We start from the raw sequence: 19,833 nt of genomic DNA on the forward strand, positions 1-19,833 counted from the left end.
TGCTTGCTGGTTTCAGGGTGGCATTCATGAAAAAAGTATTAAAGTAGGTTCTGACGGCAATCTTTGCTTCCTTTCGTATTGTGACTTTGCCTTATCCCTTACTGCGGTCCTCTCATCAATTATCCCCTCTGGCGGATATAGCGAGTCTCGCTGGAATCGATACATATGAACAAACTTAAACATAAGGTTGGTTGTTAGGTATGCCCCCACGTATCAAAAGGCCATGCAGGCACAAAGGCTGTGCCGCGCTGACAAATGACTCAAGCGGCTACTGCGATGAACATCGGCACCAGCATGCCGGTGAAGGATGGCGCAACTATCAAACCGGTAAAAGCCGACAGGAGCGCGGTTACGGGCGTCCATGGGAGGTCAGGCGTGCACGTATCCTTCTGCGAGATAAACACATATGCCAGGCGTGCCGACGCGCTGGCATAGCAACCCGAGCGAGTACCGTCGACCATATCCTCGCTAAGGCTCACGGAGGAACGGACGATGATTTCAATCTGGAGGCGCTGTGTTGGCCATGCCATCGAGCCAAGACTGCAAGGGAGCGTCTCCGGTGAAACTCGGCCGGTCAGCGCATGGGGAGGGGGGGATCAAATCCCCAACCCCTTTCGCTTTTAAGGACTGCCGCTCCCGGTAGTTTTTTGCGCGTGAGAAATAAGAATTTTTTTTTTGATTATTTTTGAGGTGTTTCGCTATGAGTACCGGAGTGAGATCGCCGGGGGGAGGTCGTAAGCCGAAGAAGACCGGAACGCAGGTAAGTTCTCTGACTCGTGCAGTTTCACCGCCAGATGAACTGCTGGGTGAGATGGCGATCGATGCCTGGAAACGAACCTGCAAAATCCTGATTAACCGTGGTTCGTTTGAAATGGAGGACTGCTATCTGCTGATGGAATATTGCAATACGGTGCAACTCCTTTACGACGCGAACCAGGAAATAAAAGCTGATGGGATTGGGGATGAAACTGCTGCCGGTGGGCAGAAAATGGGAGCTGCAGTAAAGGCGCGGGATAAGTATATCTCACAGCTTATCCGTCTTAGCGTAGTTCTGAAACTTGATCCCAACAGCAGAGCCAGAAAACGCGCGCCGGGCGAAGAAAGTAAATCCGGCAATGAATTTGACGAATTTTGATTGGGGCGATGTTCCCAATTCTTAGGGACTTATTATGGCCGCGTACCCGAGCGTCAATATGGCGAACCAGTATGCGCGGGATGTGCTGAACGGGAAAATACTCACCTGCAAGAGCATCCAACTGGCATGCCAGCGCCATTTTAATGATCTGAAAATTTCTCTCGATAAGGGTTATCCCTACCGATTCGACCGCGAACTGGCCGAACGCGCCTGCCGTTTCGTTCAGCTATTACCGCACTCCAGCGGTGACTTAGCCGGTCAAAAACTGAAGCTGGAACCCTGGCAGGCGTTTGCATTTAGCTCAATTTTCGGCTGGGTTACGAAAAAGACCAAAAAGCGCCGATTTCGCGAAGCGTATATCCGGGTGGCCAGGAAGAACGGGAAATCGTTTTTCGCGGCAGGCGTAGGCACGTACATGTTCTGCGCTGATGGTGAAAACAGCGCGGAAGTGTACTGCGGGGCCACCACGATGGCGCAGGCGAAAAAGGTCTTCACCCCAGCCAGGCAGATGGCAGATCGCCTTCCGTCGCTCCGTTCAAAATTCAATATTTCGGTCTGGGTTGACAGCCTGACCCGTCCGGACGGTTCGCTGTTTGCACCCATCGCCGGGAAGCCTGGCGACGGTGACAGCCCACACTGCGCGATCATTGATGAATATCATGAGCACGATACAGATCACATGTATGAAGCCATGACGCTGGGCATGGGCGCACGTTCGCAACCGCTGACGCTTATCATCACCACGGCGGGTACGTCGCTGGAATCGCCATGCTACGACAAGGATAAGCAGGTCAAGGAGATGCTCAACGGGCATGTGCCTAACGACCGTCTGTTTGGCCTGATTTATGAGCTCGATGAAGGGGACGACTGGACCGACCCGACCAACTTCATTAAAGCGAACCCTAACCTCAACGTGTCGATATCCTATGACGATCTGCTGGCGGAGATGGAGGTCGCTAAACAGGTTCCGCGCAAGGTCAATGCCTTTAAAACGAAGCGCCTGAATATCTGGGTATCCGGTAAAGCCGCGTTCTACAACATGACGCAATGGCATGCCGCCGCCGATAAATCCCTGCGCTACGAGGACTTTGCAGGCGAGGATTATTACCTCGGTCTGGACCTCGCCCAGCGTCTTGATCTTAACGCGGGTGTTGGCGTTTTCGTCCGCGAAATTGAGGGTAAGAAACACTACTACTGCATCAGGCCGAAATTCTGGGTACCGGAGGACACGGTCCGGAGTACGGACCCGAAAATTGCCAAAACTGCAGATCGGTATGTGAAGTTCGACGAAATGGGGGCGCTTGAAGCGACAGACGGGGCAGAAGCGGACTATCGCGAAATCCTGGCCAGCATTATCGACCTTCAGGAAATTGATAAGGTCCGCGTCAGCGAAATCCCCATCGACCCCAGCGGGGCCACGGCCCTTAGTCACGAGCTGCAGGACCACGGGTTTGAGCCCATCTCTACCCGGCAGGATTACACCAACATGTCGCCGCCGATGAAGGAGCTGGAAGCGGCGCTCGCTGGCGGACGTTTCCACCATGACGGAAATCCGGTCCTGTCATGGTGTATCAGCAACGTTATCGGAAAAAATGTTCCCGGTAGCGACGATATCGTCCGGCCTACGAAGGGCGACAAGCAGTCAAAAATCGACGGCGCGACAGCGCTGTTTATGGCGATAGGCCGCGCAATGCTGAACGGTCGGGCCAGCAATCAATCCGTTTATGATGAGGAAGACGTCGCATGTTAACGGCAATTATTACCTTTATGATCGGCCTGTTCGGCGCGGCGCTTATCTCGTTTGGCGCGTGGATGGTGTTCCCGCCTGCAGGCGTTATTGCTGCAGGCGTGTTTTGCCTGCTGGCATCCTATTTTGCTGCCAGAGCCGCTGCGCCAGCGAATGATTCTCCAGGGGGTAACTGATGTTCATTCCTCAGTTCTTCCGGGGCAGGTCGCGTCCGGGAGGGAGCAACTGGACAACGGTTCTCGGGAGCGTCAGCGCCAGCAAGAGCTCATCGGGCATGCTGGTTACGCCGGAAACGGCAATGGGGATTGGGGCCATACGCGCCTGCGTAACGCTCCTTGCCGAATCCATAGCCCAGCTGCCCTGCGAGCTTTATCAGCGCGACGAAAAAGGCGGACGGCGCAGGGCAACGGATCATCCCCTGTACGATGTGATCCATTCACAGCCAAACAGAAAGGACACCAGCTTTGAGTATTACGAACAGCAGCAGGGCGTGCTGGGGCTTGAGGGGAACAGCTATTCCCTGATTGACCGGCACGGCAACGGCGATATCGCTGAACTGATACCGATTAACCCCAAAAAGGTCATCGTCCTGAAAGGGCCGGACGGGATGCCGTATTACGAACTGCCTGAGCTGGGTGAAACAGTGCCGATGCGCATGATGCATCACATCAAGTATTTCTCGCTCGACGGGTACATCGGCACCTCGCCGATTCAGACGAACGCGGACGTTCTCGGGCTGGGCATGGCGGTTGAGCAGCACGCCGCGCAGGTGTTCGCCCGTGGCACCACGATGTCCGGCGTGATTGAGCGCCCCAAAGAGGCGGGAGCCATCAAGAGCCAGGCGTCAATTGACAAGCTTCTGGCCAAATGGACGGACCGTTATTCCGGCGTGCGAAACGCCTTCAGCGTGGCGCTGCTGCAGGAGGGCATGAGCTATAAGCAGCTGTCGCAGGACAACGAAAAAGCGCAGCTGCTGCAGTCGCGCCAGTGGACGGTAAACGAGGTGTGTCGGCTTTACAAAATCCCGCCACACATGATTCAGCTTCTCGACAAATCGACCAACAACAACATCGAGCACCAGGGTCTTCAGTACGTGATGTACACGCTGCTGGCCTGGCTGAAGCGCCATGAAGCGGCGATGATGCGCGATTTGTTGTTACCAAGCGAGCGTCGCGACTTTTACATCGAGTTCAACGTCTCGTCGCTGCTGCGCGGCGATCAGAAATCGCGTTACGAGTCCTACGCGCTGGGCCGCCAGTGGGGCTGGCTGTCGGTAAACGATATCCGGCGCATGGAGAACATGGCCCCGGTAGAGGGCGGCGACACGTATCTGACGCCGCTGAACATGGTCGATACCAGCACCGTTCACGGGCTGGATAAAGCCACCCCTGCGCAGATAAGCGAAATCAGCGCAATCCTGCAGCGAACTGCATAAAACCTGATTATCAGGCTTTCACAGGTATACACAATGTCGAAATTAATCAACCTGCCGCACCTGGCTGACCAGGTGTTCGGGGTGCCTCACTACGCCACGCGGCAAATCATGGACTCGGTGAAGTCGATCCTGGTTCCCCGCCTGCAGGGCATGAATGTGGCCCCGCTGGAAATGGCCCTGGGGCCGGATGAGTCACAGGAAACGAATGAACCTCAGCAAAGCGGCGGCGTGGGCGTTATTCCTGTCCACGGCATCCTGGTCCCCCGGCGTGGCCAGATCGTGAATATGTGTACGGAGCTGAACAGCTACGAGCGTATTCGCGGCCAGCTGACTTCCCTTCTGAACGACCCGGGCATCAAAGAAATCGTGCTCGATATTAACTCGGGCGGCGGCGCGGTATCGGGCTGTAAGGAGCTGGCTGACTACATTTTCCAGTCGCGCAGCGTGAAGCCCATTACGGCCATCGTGAACTTCAGCGCGTTCTCTGCGGCGTACTTTATCGCGTCGGCCTGCAGCAAAATCATCGTCAGCGAAACCAGCGGCGTGGGCTCCATCGGGGTCATCCTTGAGCATATGGAAGCGTCGAAATGGGAGGAGAGCGTGGGGCTGAAATTTACCACGTTCTCGCGCGGCGATAACAAAAACAACGGCTCCCCGCATGAACCGCTGACGGAGCTGGCCACGGCCCAGATACAGGCGATGATCGACGGCGCGTACCAGACGTTCACGTCCTCCGTCGCGCAGTATCGCGGTATAGATATTGATGCCGTTATCGGTACCCAGGCCGCACTGTATTTCGGGCAGAACGCCGTCGCGGCAGGGCTGGCAGATGAGATGTCCGATCCTCAGTCAGCCATCAACGCGATTGCCGCCAAATACAAACCCTCGCCCCAGCAGTCCAGTATCCAGTTACGTGCCGCTGTCATGGATCAGCAGGCCCGTATGTAACCCGACGCGAAGCGTCACCGTAAGCAGCCAGATGGCTGCTTTTTTTATGCGTAAAAGAGAGAAAAACGATGAACAAAATCGAAGAACTGCGTCGCCAGCGTGCGGGTATTAACACTCAGGTTCAGGCCCTGGCACAGATTGAAATGGACGGTGGCACGCTGAGCGCGGAGCAGCTGGAGCAATTCACTGGCCTTCAGGCTCAGTTTGATGAGCTTTCGGCGTCCATTGAGCGTCTGGAAGCGGCAGAACGCCTCGCCGCCACCACGGCGGTTCCGGTGAAGGCTGCGCAGAACGGTCGTAACGCACCGGCAGTGCATGTGAAAGCCGAACCGCCACAGTATAAAGGTGCAGGCATGACCCGCATGGTGATGGCCATCGCGGCAGGTAAGGGCGACCTGCAGCAGGCCGCCGCGTTCGCTGCGGAAGACCTGAACGATCAGGGGCTGTCGATGGCGATCAGCACAGCTGCCAATTCCGGCGGCGCGCTCGTTCCGCAGAACATGCAGAACGAGGTGATTGAGCTCCTGCGCGACCGCACCATCGTGCGTAAGCTCGGGGCGCGAAGCATCCCGCTGCCGAACGGTAACCTGGCGATCCCGCGACTGGCCAGCGGCTCAACGGCAAGCTATGTCGGTGAAGGCAAGGATGTGAAGGCGAGCGGTGCGACTTTCGATGACGTCAAACTGAACGCCAAAACGCTGATCACCATGGTGCCAATTTCCAACCAGCTGATTGGTCGCGGTGGCTTCAACGTCGAGCAGCTGATTTTAGACGACATCATCAGCGGCATTTCCACCCGTGAAGATAAGGCGTTTCTCCGTGACGACGGCACCAACGACACCCCGAAAGGGATGAACGCCGTGGCCACGGCGGGTAGCCGCACGCATGCGTGGGTTGCAGATGACGAAGTGAACCTGCAGACCATCGATACCTACCTTGATGCGCTGATCCTCATGGCGATGGACGGTAACAGCAACATGCTGAAGTGCGGCTGGGGTATGTCCAACCGCACCTACATGAAGCTCTTTGGCCTGCGCGACGGGAACGGCAACAAGGTTTATCCGGAAATGGCAGCGGGTATGCTGAAAGGCTATCCGATTGAGCGCACCTCGGCTATTCCGGCGAACCTGGGCACGGGCGGCAAGGAGTCTGAGATTTACTTTGCAGACTTCAACGATGTCCTGATTGGTGAAGACGGCGCAATGGTTGTCGATTTCTCCCGCGAGGCGACCTACATCGATGCAGACGGGAACACCGTTTCCGCGTTCGCGCGTAACCAGTCCCTGATCCGCGTCATCATGGAGCACGATATCGGCTTCCGCCATATCGAAGGCCTGGCGCTGGGTACTGGCGTTACCTGGTAAAACTCCGACATTCGTGATTAACAGCCCGCCCCGCGCGGGCTTTTTTACAGGTGAACATCATGGCTCCTAAAACCAAAAACACTCAGAAAGACGATACCGCCACCGACACCAACGGCGAGCCAGCGGTAACGACTGCAGCTGCAGCTGATACTTCAGCACCTGCACCAGACGTTAACACCGGTTCTGCAGGCGAAGCCGGTGGTGACGGTGATGGTACCGAACCCGGTCCGGACGGCGACGATACGGATTCAGGTGGTGATGCGAAACAGGACGAAACCCCAGAGGAACGTATGTCAAAACTGACTGGAAAAGTCGCTGCGGTACAAAACGGGCGCGTTGCGGTGACGTTCCTTGGCCCGTTCAGCCGCTACAGCCGTGGCGATGTGGCCTGCTTTTACAGCTCCGTCGCTCAGGACATGGTGGACCGAAATATCGCCGTCTGGGCAAAAGATGCAGAACGCGCCCTTCAACCGAATAAGGACGATGACGCGCATGATACTGACATTGGCTGAAGCCAAAACCCAGCTGCGCCTCGAGCTGGATTTTGATGAGCACGACAGCCTGCTGACCAGCCTGATTGGCGCGGCTCAGCGCAGCATCGAGCGCAGCTATTACTGCAGGCTGGTAGAGAATCAGGCACAGCTTGACGCACTGCCTGACGGCGAGACGGGTTACATCATTGATGAAGATATCAAGCTGGCCGCGAAGATGATGGTCTCGCAGTGGTATCTGAATCCCACCGGCACAGCAGAAGGTTCGCCGTCCGATTTGGGCGTTGAGTACCTGCTGTTCCCGCTAATGGAGCATACCGTATGAGTGACCCCCTGCGCCCCGGCGAGCTGAACTGCCGGATAACACTCAGCTACGTGGAAACAGAACGCGGTGAGCTCGGCGAGACGCTTCCGGCCCGAGAGGTGATCGCCGGAAAGGCCTGGTCCAGAAAGGAGCTGGTCCCCGGGCGGAAGGTCCGGACGCTGGACCAGCAGCAGGTCGTCGAAACGTGCCTCTTCACGCTGTACCCGCGCAAGGTTGACGTGGACTGGAAGGTATCGACAGCGGACCGGGTATATACCGTTCGCAACGTCGAGCGCCTGACGGATCGGATAATCATCACCGGAGAGGCGGATTCACGCCATGATCGAGTCAGCAATTAAAACCGCTGTGGAGCGGATTACCGGGCTGGATACGTACCCGCTGCTGCTTCCGGATGCGGTGCAGGAAGGCGCGACGTTCCAGCGCATTTCCGACCCGCAGGTCGGTGACGGACTGAGGCGGACCGGGCTGTCCGAGGTACGGATACAGCTTTCGCTTTATGTTGTCGACCGGTACACGTCGCTGCTTCAGTTCGACGGGGCGCTCTGGGCTGAATGGAAGGAAATTGTTCATGGCCAGCTGGAAGGTCATCCGGTCCAGTACGTTGAGCGCGGAGGCATACAGCAGGGGAAAACCACGCTTCCCAACAACCGCATCCAGTACCGGCTGGTTCGCGACTTCATCTTCACCGTTCCGGAGTAAACGCCATGCAGATGGACATTAAATTCCCCACAGGGAAGGAGTTTGACCGGCTGCTGGAAAGCATCGACAAAAAAGTCGGGGTGAAACTTCTGCGTGATGCCGGACGCGCCGCGCTTGCGGTCGTTGAGCAGGATATGCGGCAGCACGCCGGTTTTGATGAGGAAAGCATCGGGCCGCACATGCGCGACTCCATCAAAATCCGCAGCACCAACGTGGCAGAGACCTCGCGCTATAACACTATCGTTACGCTGCGCGTCGGTCCCAGCAAAATTCACCACATGAAAGCGCTGGCGCAGGAGTTCGGTACCGTCAAACAGGTCGCCGCCCCCTTCATTCGTCCGGCGATGGACTACAACGTTCAAAAAATCCTTAAAGTGCTGGCCGCAGAAATCCGGCTGGGCCTCGAAGGGCGTTAGCAATCAGGAGAGAGTAAATGGCAGATCCAGAAATCAAATCCCCGTCAGAGTACGCGGTACTCCCTGCGGGTACCGAGGTTCGCTACGGTCAGAAGGGCGCAACCATTACCACCGCCGCGCTTCTGCAGAGCGCGATGGGGATTGGGGCAACGGGGAAAAAAGGCACCTTCCTCGAAGTGACGCGCCTCATCGACACAGAGCCGAAATACATGGCCGACATGGGCGAGGGCGAAGATAAAACGCTCGTATTCATTGACGATCCATCCGATACCGTGCAGGAAGCGCTGCTGAGCGACGCCGATGCGAAAAAAACGGTGGTCTTCTTCATGAAGTTCCCCAACAAGCGTATTTCAGAAGTCGAACTGGTGCTGGCTGGCTGGAGCCTGCAGGCCGTTGACACGCCGAAAGGCAAAGTGCTGCAGGTTGAGGTCTACGGCAAGCAGAACAGCGTTAAATGGTCCGTTGAGCAGCCAGCCGGTGGCGGCGAGTAACCTTCTATTTCCCCGCGCCGGTCGCGGGGCTTTTTACTGATGAAACAGGACAAAAAACATGAACTACAAATCCCTTATCAACCCACTGAATACCACCGTTGAAAAAACGCTCCTTGGCCAGAAGGTGTATCTTCGCCGCCTGACCAGCGCCGAGCTGGATGACTATAACGACAAAGTTGAAGCCGGACGCCAGGCCAGGCTTCCGTCGCGAGAGTTGTCCGCGATGGGGGTCAACCTGTTTCTGGCAGCGCTGGTCAATGAAGACGGCAGCAAGCCAAAAGCCAGCGAACTGCCCACTGCAGACCAGCTGATGGCCGCCCACGCGAACGCCGATCTTCTCGACGCGGTCACACTCGTTCAGCGCCATTCTTACGGCACGCTGGAGGAAGCCACAAAAAACTAACCGACTCGTCCCGTCTCAGGCTGCTGTTCATGCTGGCAGACCGATGGGACGAGCCGGACCCCCGCAAAATAGCCGAACTTCCGGCGAATATACTGACCCACTGGCAGGCCTATTTCGAACTCCTGAGAACGGAGGCCGAAACGTCAGCGCCGGTGCATTCTCCTCCGGTGACTGCTGCGCAATCTGAAAGCGACCAGCAGTTCGCTGACTGCTTCAGGATATTAGGACATGGCTGCTGACGTTGCGTCATTGGCTGTCGCGCTGCATCTCAACTCCGCCAGCTTTAAATCACAGTTTGCTGATGCTATGCGAACGGCGGACAGCAGCGCCCAGCAATTTAACAGGAAAGTCCAGACGGACAACCAGAAAACCCGGCAGTCGTTTGAAGGGCTGGGAAAGGGGATTACCGGGCTGGACGCCGACTTTAACAAGCTTGGCAAAACGGTCGACAAGCGCCTGACCGGGCTGGATGAAATGCGCGGTCTGCTGGCCAACATTTCAGCTGGCAGCACGGTTGCCGGAAGTTCTATCACGACGGCGCTGGTTTCGGCCCTCAGCGAGGGTATGAGCACCGCGCTGGATAACAGCATTACGGGCCTGAAATCACAGCGACAGGCCCAGATTGAGTTTACTCAGGCGCAGATAAGCGCCGCTCAGGGCTCGATAGAGAACGCCAGGCAGCTGCGTGCTGAAGCTATCGAGAAGCAGAACATCGCGGTAAAAACCATCGAAGCCGCCCGTGCCGACCGCGAGCGCGCCTTTGCACTCGATGAGCATTTTGCCAAACAGGCCGAGGTGAACAAGCAGTACGGGCTGGCCGTCAGCTATGAGGCCGAGCACGTTAAAAACGCCAGAACCATTCAGGAGGCGAATCTTGCTGAAGCGAAGGCGAAGGGTAGCCTTGCAGAAGCGACGAAAACGGTGCTGGCAGCTGATATCGCCGAGTCTGCCGGGAAGCAGCAGCTGGCCACCTCAACGCGCCAGCTCGCCGTGGCCAGCCAGGAGTTGTCTCTTGGCCAGCGAGCTGCTGCAGCCAGCGCAGGCCTGCTGCGCGGCGCAATGGCGATGGTCGGCGGTCCTGTCGGGCTGGCCGTTATTGCCGTCGCCGGTGCGGTGACCGCGATTTACTCGGCCTACTCCAACAGCGAAGCGGTCATTAAAGGGTATACGCAGGCGTTACAGAAATCCGGCCAGCAGTCCGTTATGTCGGTGATGTATCTCCAGAACCTGACCTCCAGCCTCGGTGATTCAGACCGCGCCGTTAAGGCGGTTACGGCATCCGTGTCGGCGGGTTTCGGTGGCAATATGCTGGAGCAGGTCGCCAGCCTCGGCACGCGAATGGAGGAAATCGGGCAGAGCTCCGACGATCTCGTGTCGCTGCTGTCGAGCCTGAAAGGCGATCCGCTGCAGGCGCTTCAAAAGCTGACCGACCAGGGGATTTTGCTCAACGGCAGCATGATAGACCAGATAGTCACGCTCGAGCGCCAGGGGAAAACCTCTGAAGCAACGGCGCTGCTGCAGCAGGCGGCGATGAATGACCTTGATACCAAACTCAAGGAGCAGGAATCGAACGTAGGTGGGCTGAAAAGCGCGTGGAAATCGCTGAAAGATTTTGTCGCAGATGCGTTCAAAACGATGGGAGACGCGCACATAGCCACCGCGCAGGCGATGGCTGCGGGTGCAGGTGTTGATCTCGATACCACTCCTGACCCGGCAATCAAGCAGCGTGAAGAGGCGGAAAAGCAATATCAGGCACAGAAAAAGCAGCGTGAAGAAATCTCGAAGCGCCTTAAGGATGAAAACACGCTTTCAGGGCTGCTAAAAGCCGGGACATCGCGTGAAAAAGAGCGGGCCGATGCCGTTGCGCTTGTTAATGCCAGTTTCACCAAAGGAACGGCCGAATACACGCAGGCAATGCGCGGCATCGACAAAATGTATGCCGAGCAGAAAAAATCCCGCGAGAAGGCGTACAGCGACGATGCTGCGACCACGCGCCTGAATCAGCTTCGCCAGGAAGAGGCCGCGCTGCGGTCCCAGAACGAACAGACCGAGACGCTGCCGCAGCCGGAAAAGAAACTGGCGCAGTTCAACCAGGAAATCGCTGACCTCAAGGAGAAGCGTATCCTGACCGCTGGCCAGCGCAGCGTTCTGTCGCAGGAAACGGAGCTGCGTCACCAGCTTGAGATTAACGCCAGCCTGGATAAAGCCAACCAGCAGCGCAAACTCGGCCTTCAGATTCAGGAGCAGAACAAGGAGCTTTATCGCTCAACGCTGCAACTGCAGCAGGAATATGCTAACAGTGCCGCCCAGATGACCATGAGCTCCGGTGCCTATGACCAGATGGTAGCACAGCAGCAGGTCCGGGAGCGTTTTGCAAAGCCCCGGGAAGAGCAGGATAAAACGATTGCCGATCACAGTTCCGAACTGTACCGAAAACAAACTGAGGTGCTGAGGGATGAAGAGCAGAAGCAGCTGGAAATTGTCCGTAGCGGTGCAGAGCGGAAAAAGCAGGTAGAAGGGTCATCGTTTGACGGGATGAAAAAAGGGCTGACGGACTGGCGAGTTAACGCTGAAAACCAGTTCACCCAGGTTCGCGACATTGCCATAAACGCGATGGATGGCATGGGGACAGCCCTCTGGAATGTTGCGTCGAAGGGAAAGGGAGAGTTCAAATCGCTGGCCGTATCTGTTATCGACGATATTGGCAAGATTATCACGAAGATGCTGATGCTGAACGCTATCAAATCCGGTGCTTCAGCGCTGGGTGTGAGCAGCTGGTTCGGTTGGGCTGATGGGGGTTATACCGGCGACGGCGGCAAGCATGACGTCGCCGGTGTGGTTCACCGTGGCGAATGGGTGGTTCCGCAATCTGTGGTCAAGAAGCCTGGCATGCTCAGTTTCCTGAATCAGCTTACTTACGGCAACGGCTACGCCGAAGGTGGGCTGGTCGGTGGCGGTGTGGCAAAACCATCCCGAGATTCGTATTTGCAGCCCTCTGCTGACCTGGGCAACGTCCATTTTTCTTTAACTATTCCGCTGCAGGTCATTCAGCAGGGCGGCGCGAGCCAGGAACCTTCCTCAAAAAGCCAGGAGCTTCTGACCAGCGAGACCAAAGCCCGACTCAAGCAGTTTGTTATTGAAACGCTTGATCGCGAACTGGCCAACGGAGGCATGATTGACACCAAAATGAGGACGGCCTGATGGCATTGCAGACGTTTACCTGGTCTCCGCGTAATGGCCCCGCGGGAGACTTTAAGTACCGAACCAGCAGCGTACAATACGGCGATGGCTATGAGGCGGTAACCGGAGAGGGTATTAACCCGGAGACGCAGTTATGGCCATTAACGTTCACCGGTATGAATGAGGATATGAAGCCGGTGCTGAAGTTTTTGCGCGAGCATGGCGAAGTCAAAGCATTCAAATGGACCAACCCTTTGGGTGAACTTGGACTCTTCCGCGCATCGCAACTGAAGGTCACGGCTCTTGATTTTGCACGAATGACTATATCAGTCACTTTCTCAACGGCATATCGGGCCGAGCCAATAGTGCAAACCTAACCAATTAATTATTTATCCATTCATATCAAACCCCGGATTACGGGGTTTTTTATAGGTGTAGTGTCCTGTACGTGAGGAAGCTATGAGCATTACTGCTGACGATCAAAAACTCGAGCCCGGCAATCAGATCACCCTGTTCGAAGTTGACGGCACCGCCTTCGGTGCCGATGTTCTCTATTTCCACAACCACGCAGTAGCGTACACGGAAGAAGAAGTTCTCGCTGCCGGTGATGATGAATCGAAGCTCCCGGGTAAGCCGATTTACTGGCAGGGCATCAGATACGATCTCTGGCCATGCCAGATTGAGGATATTGAAGCCAACGGTGACGGAACGCCTGTGTCGCCAAAATTATCCGTTGGGAATCTGGACGGTTCGATCTCCGCGCTGTGCCACCTTTTTCAGGATATGAAGCAGGCAAAGGTCACCATCCACCGAACGTATGCGCATTACCTCGATGCCAGTAATTTCCCGGACGGGAACTCACAAGCCGATCCGACTGCCGAGCAGCTGGAGGTGTTTTACATCGACAGCAAAACTGCGGATAACGAAACGGACGTCCAGTTCAAGCTCAGCTCGCCTGTTGACGTGACCGGGCAGAAGGTTCCGGCCAGACAAATGACCAGCCGTTGCGCCTGGTGCCTGCAGGGCCAGTATCGCGGTGCGGACTGCGGTTACACCGGCACGAAGTATTTCGACAAGCTCGGCAACCCGGTTGATAACCCTGCAGATGATGTCTGCTCCGGAACGGTCGTAGGCTGCAAGCTGCGCTGGGGGGAAGATGAGCAGCTGCCGTTTGGCGGTTTTCCGGCAATTGCGATCACGAGGATTTAATTATGCTCAGCCAGCGACTTATTAGCGCCATTGAAAAACACGCTGCTGCAGCCTATCCCAATGAATGCTGTGGCCTGATTATTCGCACCACGCGCCAGCGCCGGTACATCCCCTGCAGTAATTCACACGAAAATCCCTCTGAGCACTTCATGATATCTGCGCAGGTCTGGGCCGATGCTGAGGATATGGGGGAGGTGCTGGCCATCGTTCATTCACATCCGGATGCGGGGCCGCACGCTTCCTCTGACGACCTGAAGTCGTGCCATGACTCCGGATTGCCCTGGGTGATCATGTCGTGGCCAGGCGGTGAGTACACGGTGACAACACCGGCAGATACACCACCGATTCTCAAGCGGCCCTTTGTACACGGTAGTTGGGATTGCTACGGGCTCATCCGGGACTGGTATCAGCAGGAATGGGGCATCGAATTGCCTGATTTTCACCGTGACGACAACTGGTGGACGCGTGGCGAAAACCTTTACGTAAAACACTATGCCGAAGCGGGATTTTATTCTCACGCCGACGAGCTGCAGGTAGGGGATGTGATCCTGATGCAGTACAAGGCAGAAGAAATCAATCATGCAGGCATCTATCTGGGCGACGGGAAAATGCTGCACCACATGTACGGCAAACTGAGCGAAGTCGTTCCCTACGGCGGCATGTGGCGCGAGAGAACAATGTTGACACTGAGGTACCAGAATGGCGATGAACACAGTTGAGAAAATCGTGCTTGTGCGGCTCTATGGCAAGCTCGGCACTTTATTTGGACGTGAGCACCGCCTTTCAGTTTCCTCTGTGCGGGAGGCTATCAGGGCGCTCTGTATCATGCTCCCCGGCTTTGAGCGCTGGCTCGATACGAGTGAAGGACGCGGCGTGACCTACAGCGTGTTTAACGGCTCCCGCAACGTGACTGCAGAAGAGCTGCGCCTGAGCGGTGTGCATGACGTTATCAGGATTGCGCCGGTCATTATCGGCAGTAAAAAGGCGGGGGGGTTCCAGACCATCTTCGGCGCTGTGCTGGTAGCGGTTGGCTTTGCGCTGAGCTTTACGCCAGCAGCAGTGGCCTCGCCGTTCCTCTACAAAATGGGGGCGGCGATGATGCTTGGGGGCGTTGTCCAGATGCTCACGCCCAGCGGCACTCAGGGCATGACGATGGACTCCGGCGATACCCGGAAAAGCTATTCGTTTGGCTCCCCAATCAACCAGTCTGCAGCGGGGAACGGCGTCAATCTTCTCTACGGTAAGCGTCTTGTCGCCGGTGTTCTTATCAGCGGCGGCATCTACGCAGAAGAACAGCAATAACGCTTATCTCGCAACATGTTTAATTCTCCCGCTCAGGCGGGATTTTTTTTGCCCGGAGTTTGCATATGGCAGTAATCAGGGGTTCGAAAGGGGGCGGTGGCGGCGGTGATAAAGGCGGCAATCACGGTACCGAGATCGCCTCCGTAGCGTACATGAAAATTCTGCTGGCGCTGACCGAGGGGGAAGCTGCAGGAGACTTTACCGGAAAAGATATTTATCTCGATGGCACGCCACTGCTTGATGATGCTGGCAACGAAAACTTTCCTGGCGTGACGTGGGAGTGGCGCAGCGGCACGGTGGATCAGGATTATATTGCTGGCTTCCCGGCAGTAGAGAATGAAATCAGCGTCGGAACGGAACTGAAATACGGGACGCCGTGGGTTAAATCCATTAACAACACCCAGCTTTCTGCAGTACGCCTGCGGCTTAAATTTCCGAACGGGGTTTATAAACTGCGCGACAGCGGCGGGAAGGATGGCTACCGGATAGCGTTCGCTATCGATATTTCAACCGATGGCGGTTCCTACGTTGAATACGGCACGGATGAGGCGGACGGTATTGCCGCAGCCGGGTATGAGCGGAGCTATCGAATTGACCTGCCGGCAGCGACATCCGGCTGGCAAATCCGCGTCCGACGCCTGACGGAAAATACCAATGATGGGCGGCATGCGGATACTTCGCGTATTGAATCAATGACCGATATTGTCGATGCCAAGCTGCGCTATCCGCACACTTCACTGCTGTTCATCCAGTTTGATTCGAAGCTGTTTGACGGCAGAACGCCAAACGTCACCGTGGAAATGAAGGGGATAATCGTCCGCGTACCGGCGAACTACGATCCTGTTTCCCGCACCTACAGCGGCGTCTGGGACGGAACCTTTAAGTGGGCATGGACAAACAACCCCGCCTGGATTTTTTACGATCTGGTGCTGAACAAGCGATACGGGCTGGGAAAACGGATCACGGCTGATTTAGTTGATAAATGGACCCCGTACCAGATCGCACAGTACTGCGATGCGCAGGTTTCGGACGGAGCAGGCGGGAAAGAGGCGCGGTACCTCTGCGATTTGTACATTTCCCAGCGTACCGATGCATGGACCGTGCTGATGGATTTGGCGAACATCTTCCGGGGGATGATCAGCTGGTCCAACAATCTTCTGTCCGTTGACGCCGATATGCCCCGCGAACTGGACCCCGATTTTGTGTTCAACAAGTCGAATATCGTGGGCGCGTTTAACTTCTCCAGCACATCGGAAAAGACGAACTACTCGTCAGCAATCGTCACCTACAGCAATCCGGCCAACGGCTATCAGGACGATCAGGCCAGCGCCTGGGTGCCGGAAGTCTCTAACCGGTTTGGCTTTAACACCATAGAGCTGTCCCGTATCGGGTGTACGCGGGAATCAGAAGCGCAGCGGCACGGGCTTTACGCTATTGAAACCAACCGCGATGACAATGGCGTGGAGTTTAAAACAGGGATGGAAGGACGCATCCCGCGTATAGGCAAGGTAATCGGCATCAGTAACGCCCCGTTGGCCGGTCGCGAGAACGGCGGTCGCGTAGCCGCAGCCTCCGGAACGAAGGTCACGCTGGACCGTATTACGACTGCGAAAGCGGGGGACACGCTTATCGTTAACCTTCCCACCGGCAAATCCGAAGGCAGGAAGGTGAAAAGCGTCTCCGGACGCGCAGTGACCGTTGAGTCAGCGTACAGCGTTACCCCAAATGCTGAATCAGCGTGGGTGCTTGACCAGCCTGATTTAGCCATTCAGCTGTTCCGCGTTAAGCGGCTTATGGTTAATTCGGATAACACGGTCACCATTAACGGCCTGCCTTACAATCCGAACAAGTTCCCGCGTGTTGATGACGGCGCGGTGATTGAAGACAGGCCCGTCAGCGTTGTGCCGCCACGCGGTCAGGGAATGCCGGAAAATATCACGCTCTCCAGTGTTTACCGCGTTGAACAGGGGATAGGCATCACCACGATGGTTGTTACGTGGGATACCGTCAAGAATGCCGTTGCCTATGAGGCGCAGTGGCGTCAGAACAACGGCGACTGGATTAACGTTCCGCGCACCGGCAACACGCGCTTTGAGGTTGATGGAATTTACTCCGGGCGCTACGTGGTCCGAATCCGCGCGGTTAACGCGCTCGATATCGCATCCCTATGGGCAACGTCAGCTGAGACGGAGCTTACGGGTAAGGTCGGAAAACCACCTATGCCCGTGAACCTCGCCACGCAGCCGTTGGTGTTTGGGATCGGCATTTCCTGGGGGGTTCCGTCCGGGGCGCAGGACACGCAGAAGACAGAAATCCACTACAGCGCCACGGCGAACGGCGATTCTCCGTTACCGCTGGCAGATGTGCCTTATCCCTCATCGACCTACCAGCAAATGGGATTGCTGGCAGGGAAATCGTTCTGGTACCGGGCAAGGCTCGTTGATCGCCTGGGCAATCAGAGCGACTGGACAGAGTGGGTATTTGGTCAGTCGAGCACGGACGTATCTGATATCACCGATTCCATTCTCAAGGAGATGGAGGAAACGGGTCTACTGAAGGATGTGGTTGAGAATGCCGTCGACAGCAATGAAAAAATTGCTGGCATGGTTAATGACATCAAACAGGCCAACGACGAACTGGAGCTGCAGGCGAAGGATATCGCCCAAAACGCCCAGAACATTGGGAAGGTCCAGACCAGCGTTAATGAGCTTTCGAGCACTGTCGGTGATGTGTCGTCTTCACTCAGTCAGCTTGAGCAAACGGTCGCAACAGATGCCGCCGCCCTGGGCCAGCGAATCGACAGCATCAGCGTGTCTATGGACGGCAAGACGGGTGGGGTGAAGAACTCAGCCATTGCCATTATCCAGAACGGGCTGGCGCAGGTGGCCACACGCAAAACGTTATCCGCAACGGTCGCTGGTAACAGCGCTCAGTTGGACCGTATTGACGAGGTTATCGTTAACGAGAAGGAAGCAACGGCGCGCTCGCTGCTGAGCCTGCAGACGGAAGTGAACGGCAACAAAGCATCCATCAACAGCCTGAATCAGACGTTCTCGGATTACCAGCAGGCTATGGCCACGCAGGTAAACAGCATCACGGCGACCGTTAATGGCCACACTTCTGCGATCACCACCAATGCGCAGGCCATTGCGAACGTCAACGGCGACCTGAAGGCGATGTACAGCATTAAGGTCGGGTTATCCAGCAACGGCCAGTATTACGCGGCGGGGATGGGGATCGGCGTGGAGAATACGCCATCCGGGATGCAGTCGCAGGTTATCTTCCTGGCTGACCGCTTCGCGGTAACGCACCAGGCAGGAGCGACCGTTACGCTTCCGTTCGTGATTCAGAACGGGCAGACCTTTATCCGAAATACTGTGATTGGTGAAGGGACTATCGACAACACCAAAATCGGCAGCTACATCCAGTCCACAACCTGGGACGGCACGGGTAACGTTGGCTGGCACATCAACAAGTCAGGCTACGCGACGTTCAACAACGTGACCGTTCGCGGCTCGATTTACGCCACAAACGGTAATTTTTCTTTCAATGGCTCCGGTAACACAACGGTTATCAATGGTAATGGCGTAACCATCAATATACCGGGAGGTGGCCGGATCGTACTCGGGACATGGTCATAAAATGCCGACAGGATTATTGATAGACCTGAATGACGGCGGAAAGCGTATGGAGATAACGGCGGGCCTGAGATGCCCGTCTTTTGGTGGCAGTTTTGACACTGGCTACCAGAAAGCAAAGTATGTGGACATCGCTGGTTATGTTTCAGGAGCGCAGGTGCTGTTTATACCGCATGCAACTGCCTATGTTGATTCAGGGCTGTGGCATAAAATGAATTCCATCACTATCTCTGGTGGGAGGGTTACGCAAAATTCGAGAATGCAGGCGCTGGGTATAAGTGAAAGGGATAGTACCTATACCTTTCCCGGTAGTGTCTGGCAGATATTTCCGACAGGTCAGCGAAGCGGGGTGGGCCTGCTCATCAGCGACAGTACTGACTTCACCTCGATAACCAATGCCACGCAGTCAGGGCAGTGTATCTGGAAGGGTACCGTAAGTGTTCCGACCGGAGGATGGGCGGTTCCCACGATAGCAGGATACGACAAGTCGAAGTATGTCGTTTTCGGGCGCTGTAATAGCGGTAACACGATTGACTTCGACGGCAACACCGTCAGGTTCTTCAGCCCACCTTCCACGAACGCTGACGCTCCCGCAACCGGCACAATAGACATCGTTATTTTCGCAAGTGGCGTAGCGCCGCAGCCTGGTACCGGCCTCAATATTTTTAATAATGCAGGGGCTTGTACGTTTTCAACCACAAAAAGACCTTTCGTATATCTCAACCAACTCTGGACCCCTTCGACAAGTGCCGTGAGCATCGGTAACGGATTTGTTCCGCTCGGTAGGTTTGGTCTGATGGTACATATGGTCAATGGCATGTATGTGTATCGGATGTTCGGAATAAAAATACAGAACGGTAACGCTTCAGTTCAGGGCGGAAAATACCTTGGGCGCGAGCAGTATGCAATTTGGGGTAATAACACGGTTACGTCGCTCAGCCTTCCTGTTTTGCCCGATATGTACGTCTGAATTAACTGTCTATTCAAATCAACCTCGCTTCGGCGGGGTTTTTTATTGCCTGGAGAAAATATGCTTTATAACACCGGCAC

The 19,833-nt window shown here is 55.9% G+C and carries 21 protein-coding genes; all 21 read left to right on the top strand.

What is annotated here, in order from left to right; translation table 11 throughout:
* Nucleotides 1–200: 200 nt before the first annotated feature.
* Nucleotides 201–563, top strand: a complete 363-nt coding sequence (locus ENTMO_RS25390; protein WP_010433108.1) for an HNH endonuclease — start codon at nucleotides 201–203, stop codon at nucleotides 561–563.
* Between the two features lie 137 nt (nucleotides 564–700).
* The gene (locus ENTMO_RS0116135; RefSeq protein ID WP_029485139.1) at nucleotides 701–1,135 is read left to right on the top strand and encodes a P27 family phage terminase small subunit; all 435 of its coding nucleotides are present in this window, start codon (nucleotides 701–703) and stop codon (nucleotides 1,133–1,135) included.
* Between the two features lie 34 nt (nucleotides 1,136–1,169).
* Nucleotides 1,170–2,885, top strand: coding sequence for a terminase large subunit (locus ENTMO_RS0116140; RefSeq protein ID WP_010433110.1), 1,716 nt, complete (start codon nucleotides 1,170–1,172; stop codon nucleotides 2,883–2,885).
* Nucleotides 2,879–3,058: a hypothetical protein gene (locus tag ENTMO_RS0116145; RefSeq protein WP_010433111.1), complete on the top strand. Its 180-nt coding sequence runs from the start codon at nucleotides 2,879–2,881 to the stop codon at nucleotides 3,056–3,058. Before ENTMO_RS0116140 ends, ENTMO_RS0116145 begins: the two co-directional genes overlap by 7 nt.
* Nucleotides 3,058–4,317: a phage portal protein gene (locus ENTMO_RS0116150; protein WP_029485140.1), complete on the top strand. Its 1,260-nt coding sequence runs from the start codon at nucleotides 3,058–3,060 to the stop codon at nucleotides 4,315–4,317. The genes ENTMO_RS0116145 and ENTMO_RS0116150 overlap by 1 nt, the downstream gene beginning before the upstream one ends.
* A gap of 33 nt (nucleotides 4,318–4,350) precedes the next feature.
* A complete protein-coding gene (locus ENTMO_RS0116155; protein WP_010433113.1) occupies nucleotides 4,351–5,265 on the top strand; it encodes a S49 family peptidase in 915 nt (304 codons plus the stop codon).
* 68 nt (nucleotides 5,266–5,333) lie between these two features.
* On the top strand, nucleotides 5,334–6,629 hold the full coding sequence (locus tag ENTMO_RS0116160; protein ID WP_010433114.1) for a phage major capsid protein: 1,296 nt from the start codon (nucleotides 5,334–5,336) through the stop codon (nucleotides 6,627–6,629).
* 59 nt (nucleotides 6,630–6,688) lie between these two features.
* Nucleotides 6,689–7,141, top strand: a complete 453-nt coding sequence (locus ENTMO_RS25775) for a hypothetical protein (RefSeq protein ID WP_010433116.1) — start codon at nucleotides 6,689–6,691, stop codon at nucleotides 7,139–7,141.
* On the top strand, nucleotides 7,122–7,445 hold the full coding sequence (locus tag ENTMO_RS0116170) for a head-tail connector protein (RefSeq protein WP_010433118.1): 324 nt from the start codon (nucleotides 7,122–7,124) through the stop codon (nucleotides 7,443–7,445). The genes ENTMO_RS25775 and ENTMO_RS0116170 overlap by 20 nt, the downstream gene beginning before the upstream one ends.
* Nucleotides 7,442–7,783 (top strand): head-tail adaptor protein, encoded by a 342-nt coding sequence (locus ENTMO_RS0116175; RefSeq protein WP_010433120.1) that lies wholly within the window; start codon nucleotides 7,442–7,444, stop codon nucleotides 7,781–7,783. Before ENTMO_RS0116170 ends, ENTMO_RS0116175 begins: the two co-directional genes overlap by 4 nt.
* The gene (locus ENTMO_RS0116180; RefSeq protein WP_010433122.1) at nucleotides 7,764–8,144 is read left to right on the top strand and encodes a hypothetical protein; all 381 of its coding nucleotides are present in this window, start codon (nucleotides 7,764–7,766) and stop codon (nucleotides 8,142–8,144) included. The genes ENTMO_RS0116175 and ENTMO_RS0116180 overlap by 20 nt, the downstream gene beginning before the upstream one ends.
* 5 nt (nucleotides 8,145–8,149) lie before the next feature.
* On the top strand, nucleotides 8,150–8,560 hold the full coding sequence (locus tag ENTMO_RS0116185) for an HK97-gp10 family putative phage morphogenesis protein (protein WP_010433124.1): 411 nt from the start codon (nucleotides 8,150–8,152) through the stop codon (nucleotides 8,558–8,560).
* 17 nt (nucleotides 8,561–8,577) lie between these two features.
* The gene (locus ENTMO_RS0116190; protein WP_010433125.1) at nucleotides 8,578–9,051 is read left to right on the top strand and encodes a hypothetical protein; all 474 of its coding nucleotides are present in this window, start codon (nucleotides 8,578–8,580) and stop codon (nucleotides 9,049–9,051) included.
* A 58-nt stretch (nucleotides 9,052–9,109) separates the two neighbouring features.
* Nucleotides 9,110–9,454, top strand: a complete 345-nt coding sequence (locus ENTMO_RS0116195; RefSeq protein ID WP_010433126.1) for a hypothetical protein — start codon at nucleotides 9,110–9,112, stop codon at nucleotides 9,452–9,454.
* 228 nt (nucleotides 9,455–9,682) lie between these two features.
* Nucleotides 9,683–12,655, top strand: coding sequence for a phage tail tape measure C-terminal domain-containing protein (locus ENTMO_RS0116205; protein ID WP_010433131.1), 2,973 nt, complete (start codon nucleotides 9,683–9,685; stop codon nucleotides 12,653–12,655).
* Nucleotides 12,655–13,011, top strand: a complete 357-nt coding sequence (locus tag ENTMO_RS0116210; RefSeq protein ID WP_010433135.1) for a phage tail protein — start codon at nucleotides 12,655–12,657, stop codon at nucleotides 13,009–13,011. The genes ENTMO_RS0116205 and ENTMO_RS0116210 overlap by 1 nt, the downstream gene beginning before the upstream one ends.
* An 82-nt stretch (nucleotides 13,012–13,093) precedes the next feature.
* Complete coding sequence (locus tag ENTMO_RS0116215) at nucleotides 13,094–13,843, top strand: phage minor tail protein L (RefSeq protein WP_010433136.1); 750 nt, start codon at nucleotides 13,094–13,096, stop codon at nucleotides 13,841–13,843.
* A 2-nt stretch (nucleotides 13,844–13,845) separates the two neighbouring features.
* Nucleotides 13,846–14,562, top strand: coding sequence for a C40 family peptidase (locus ENTMO_RS0116220; protein ID WP_010433137.1), 717 nt, complete (start codon nucleotides 13,846–13,848; stop codon nucleotides 14,560–14,562).
* Nucleotides 14,543–15,145: a tail assembly protein gene (locus ENTMO_RS0116225; RefSeq protein WP_029485142.1), complete on the top strand. Its 603-nt coding sequence runs from the start codon at nucleotides 14,543–14,545 to the stop codon at nucleotides 15,143–15,145. Before ENTMO_RS0116220 ends, ENTMO_RS0116225 begins: the two co-directional genes overlap by 20 nt.
* A 65-nt stretch (nucleotides 15,146–15,210) precedes the next feature.
* Entirely contained in the window at nucleotides 15,211–18,786 is a 3,576-nt protein-coding gene (locus tag ENTMO_RS0116230) for a TipJ family phage tail tip protein (protein WP_010433143.1), read from the top strand.
* A gap of 1 nt (nucleotide 18,787) precedes the next feature.
* Nucleotides 18,788–19,753 carry a DUF6453 family protein gene (locus tag ENTMO_RS0116235; protein WP_029485143.1) on the top strand — a complete coding sequence of 322 codons (966 nt, stop codon included), beginning with the start codon at nucleotides 18,788–18,790 and terminating at the stop codon, nucleotides 19,751–19,753.
* Nucleotides 19,754–19,833: the final 80 nt, after the last annotated feature.

This window comes from Enterobacter mori LMG 25706 (genome assembly GCF_000211415.1).
Taxonomy (GTDB): Bacteria; Pseudomonadota; Gammaproteobacteria; order Enterobacterales; family Enterobacteriaceae; genus Enterobacter; species Enterobacter mori.

Coding starts and splice junctions, on each gene's coding strand:
- ENTMO_RS25390 (WP_010433108.1), top strand. CDS start 201: ATGCCCCCACGTATCAAAAGGCCATGCAGGCACAAAGGCTGTGCCGCG.
- ENTMO_RS0116135 (WP_029485139.1), top strand. CDS start 701: ATGAGTACCGGAGTGAGATCGCCGGGGGGAGGTCGTAAGCCGAAGAAG.
- ENTMO_RS0116140 (WP_010433110.1), top strand. CDS start 1,170: ATGGCCGCGTACCCGAGCGTCAATATGGCGAACCAGTATGCGCGGGAT.
- ENTMO_RS0116145 (WP_010433111.1), top strand. CDS start 2,879: ATGTTAACGGCAATTATTACCTTTATGATCGGCCTGTTCGGCGCGGCG.
- ENTMO_RS0116150 (WP_029485140.1), top strand. CDS start 3,058: ATGTTCATTCCTCAGTTCTTCCGGGGCAGGTCGCGTCCGGGAGGGAGC.
- ENTMO_RS0116155 (WP_010433113.1), top strand. CDS start 4,351: ATGTCGAAATTAATCAACCTGCCGCACCTGGCTGACCAGGTGTTCGGG.
- ENTMO_RS0116160 (WP_010433114.1), top strand. CDS start 5,334: ATGAACAAAATCGAAGAACTGCGTCGCCAGCGTGCGGGTATTAACACT.
- ENTMO_RS25775 (WP_010433116.1), top strand. CDS start 6,689: ATGGCTCCTAAAACCAAAAACACTCAGAAAGACGATACCGCCACCGAC.
- ENTMO_RS0116170 (WP_010433118.1), top strand. CDS start 7,122: ATGATACTGACATTGGCTGAAGCCAAAACCCAGCTGCGCCTCGAGCTG.
- ENTMO_RS0116175 (WP_010433120.1), top strand. CDS start 7,442: ATGAGTGACCCCCTGCGCCCCGGCGAGCTGAACTGCCGGATAACACTC.
- ENTMO_RS0116180 (WP_010433122.1), top strand. CDS start 7,764: ATGATCGAGTCAGCAATTAAAACCGCTGTGGAGCGGATTACCGGGCTG.
- ENTMO_RS0116185 (WP_010433124.1), top strand. CDS start 8,150: ATGCAGATGGACATTAAATTCCCCACAGGGAAGGAGTTTGACCGGCTG.
- ENTMO_RS0116190 (WP_010433125.1), top strand. CDS start 8,578: ATGGCAGATCCAGAAATCAAATCCCCGTCAGAGTACGCGGTACTCCCT.
- ENTMO_RS0116195 (WP_010433126.1), top strand. CDS start 9,110: ATGAACTACAAATCCCTTATCAACCCACTGAATACCACCGTTGAAAAA.
- ENTMO_RS0116205 (WP_010433131.1), top strand. CDS start 9,683: ATGGCTGCTGACGTTGCGTCATTGGCTGTCGCGCTGCATCTCAACTCC.
- ENTMO_RS0116210 (WP_010433135.1), top strand. CDS start 12,655: ATGGCATTGCAGACGTTTACCTGGTCTCCGCGTAATGGCCCCGCGGGA.
- ENTMO_RS0116215 (WP_010433136.1), top strand. CDS start 13,094: ATGAGCATTACTGCTGACGATCAAAAACTCGAGCCCGGCAATCAGATC.
- ENTMO_RS0116220 (WP_010433137.1), top strand. CDS start 13,846: ATGCTCAGCCAGCGACTTATTAGCGCCATTGAAAAACACGCTGCTGCA.
- ENTMO_RS0116225 (WP_029485142.1), top strand. CDS start 14,543: ATGGCGATGAACACAGTTGAGAAAATCGTGCTTGTGCGGCTCTATGGC.
- ENTMO_RS0116230 (WP_010433143.1), top strand. CDS start 15,211: ATGGCAGTAATCAGGGGTTCGAAAGGGGGCGGTGGCGGCGGTGATAAA.
- ENTMO_RS0116235 (WP_029485143.1), top strand. CDS start 18,788: ATGCCGACAGGATTATTGATAGACCTGAATGACGGCGGAAAGCGTATG.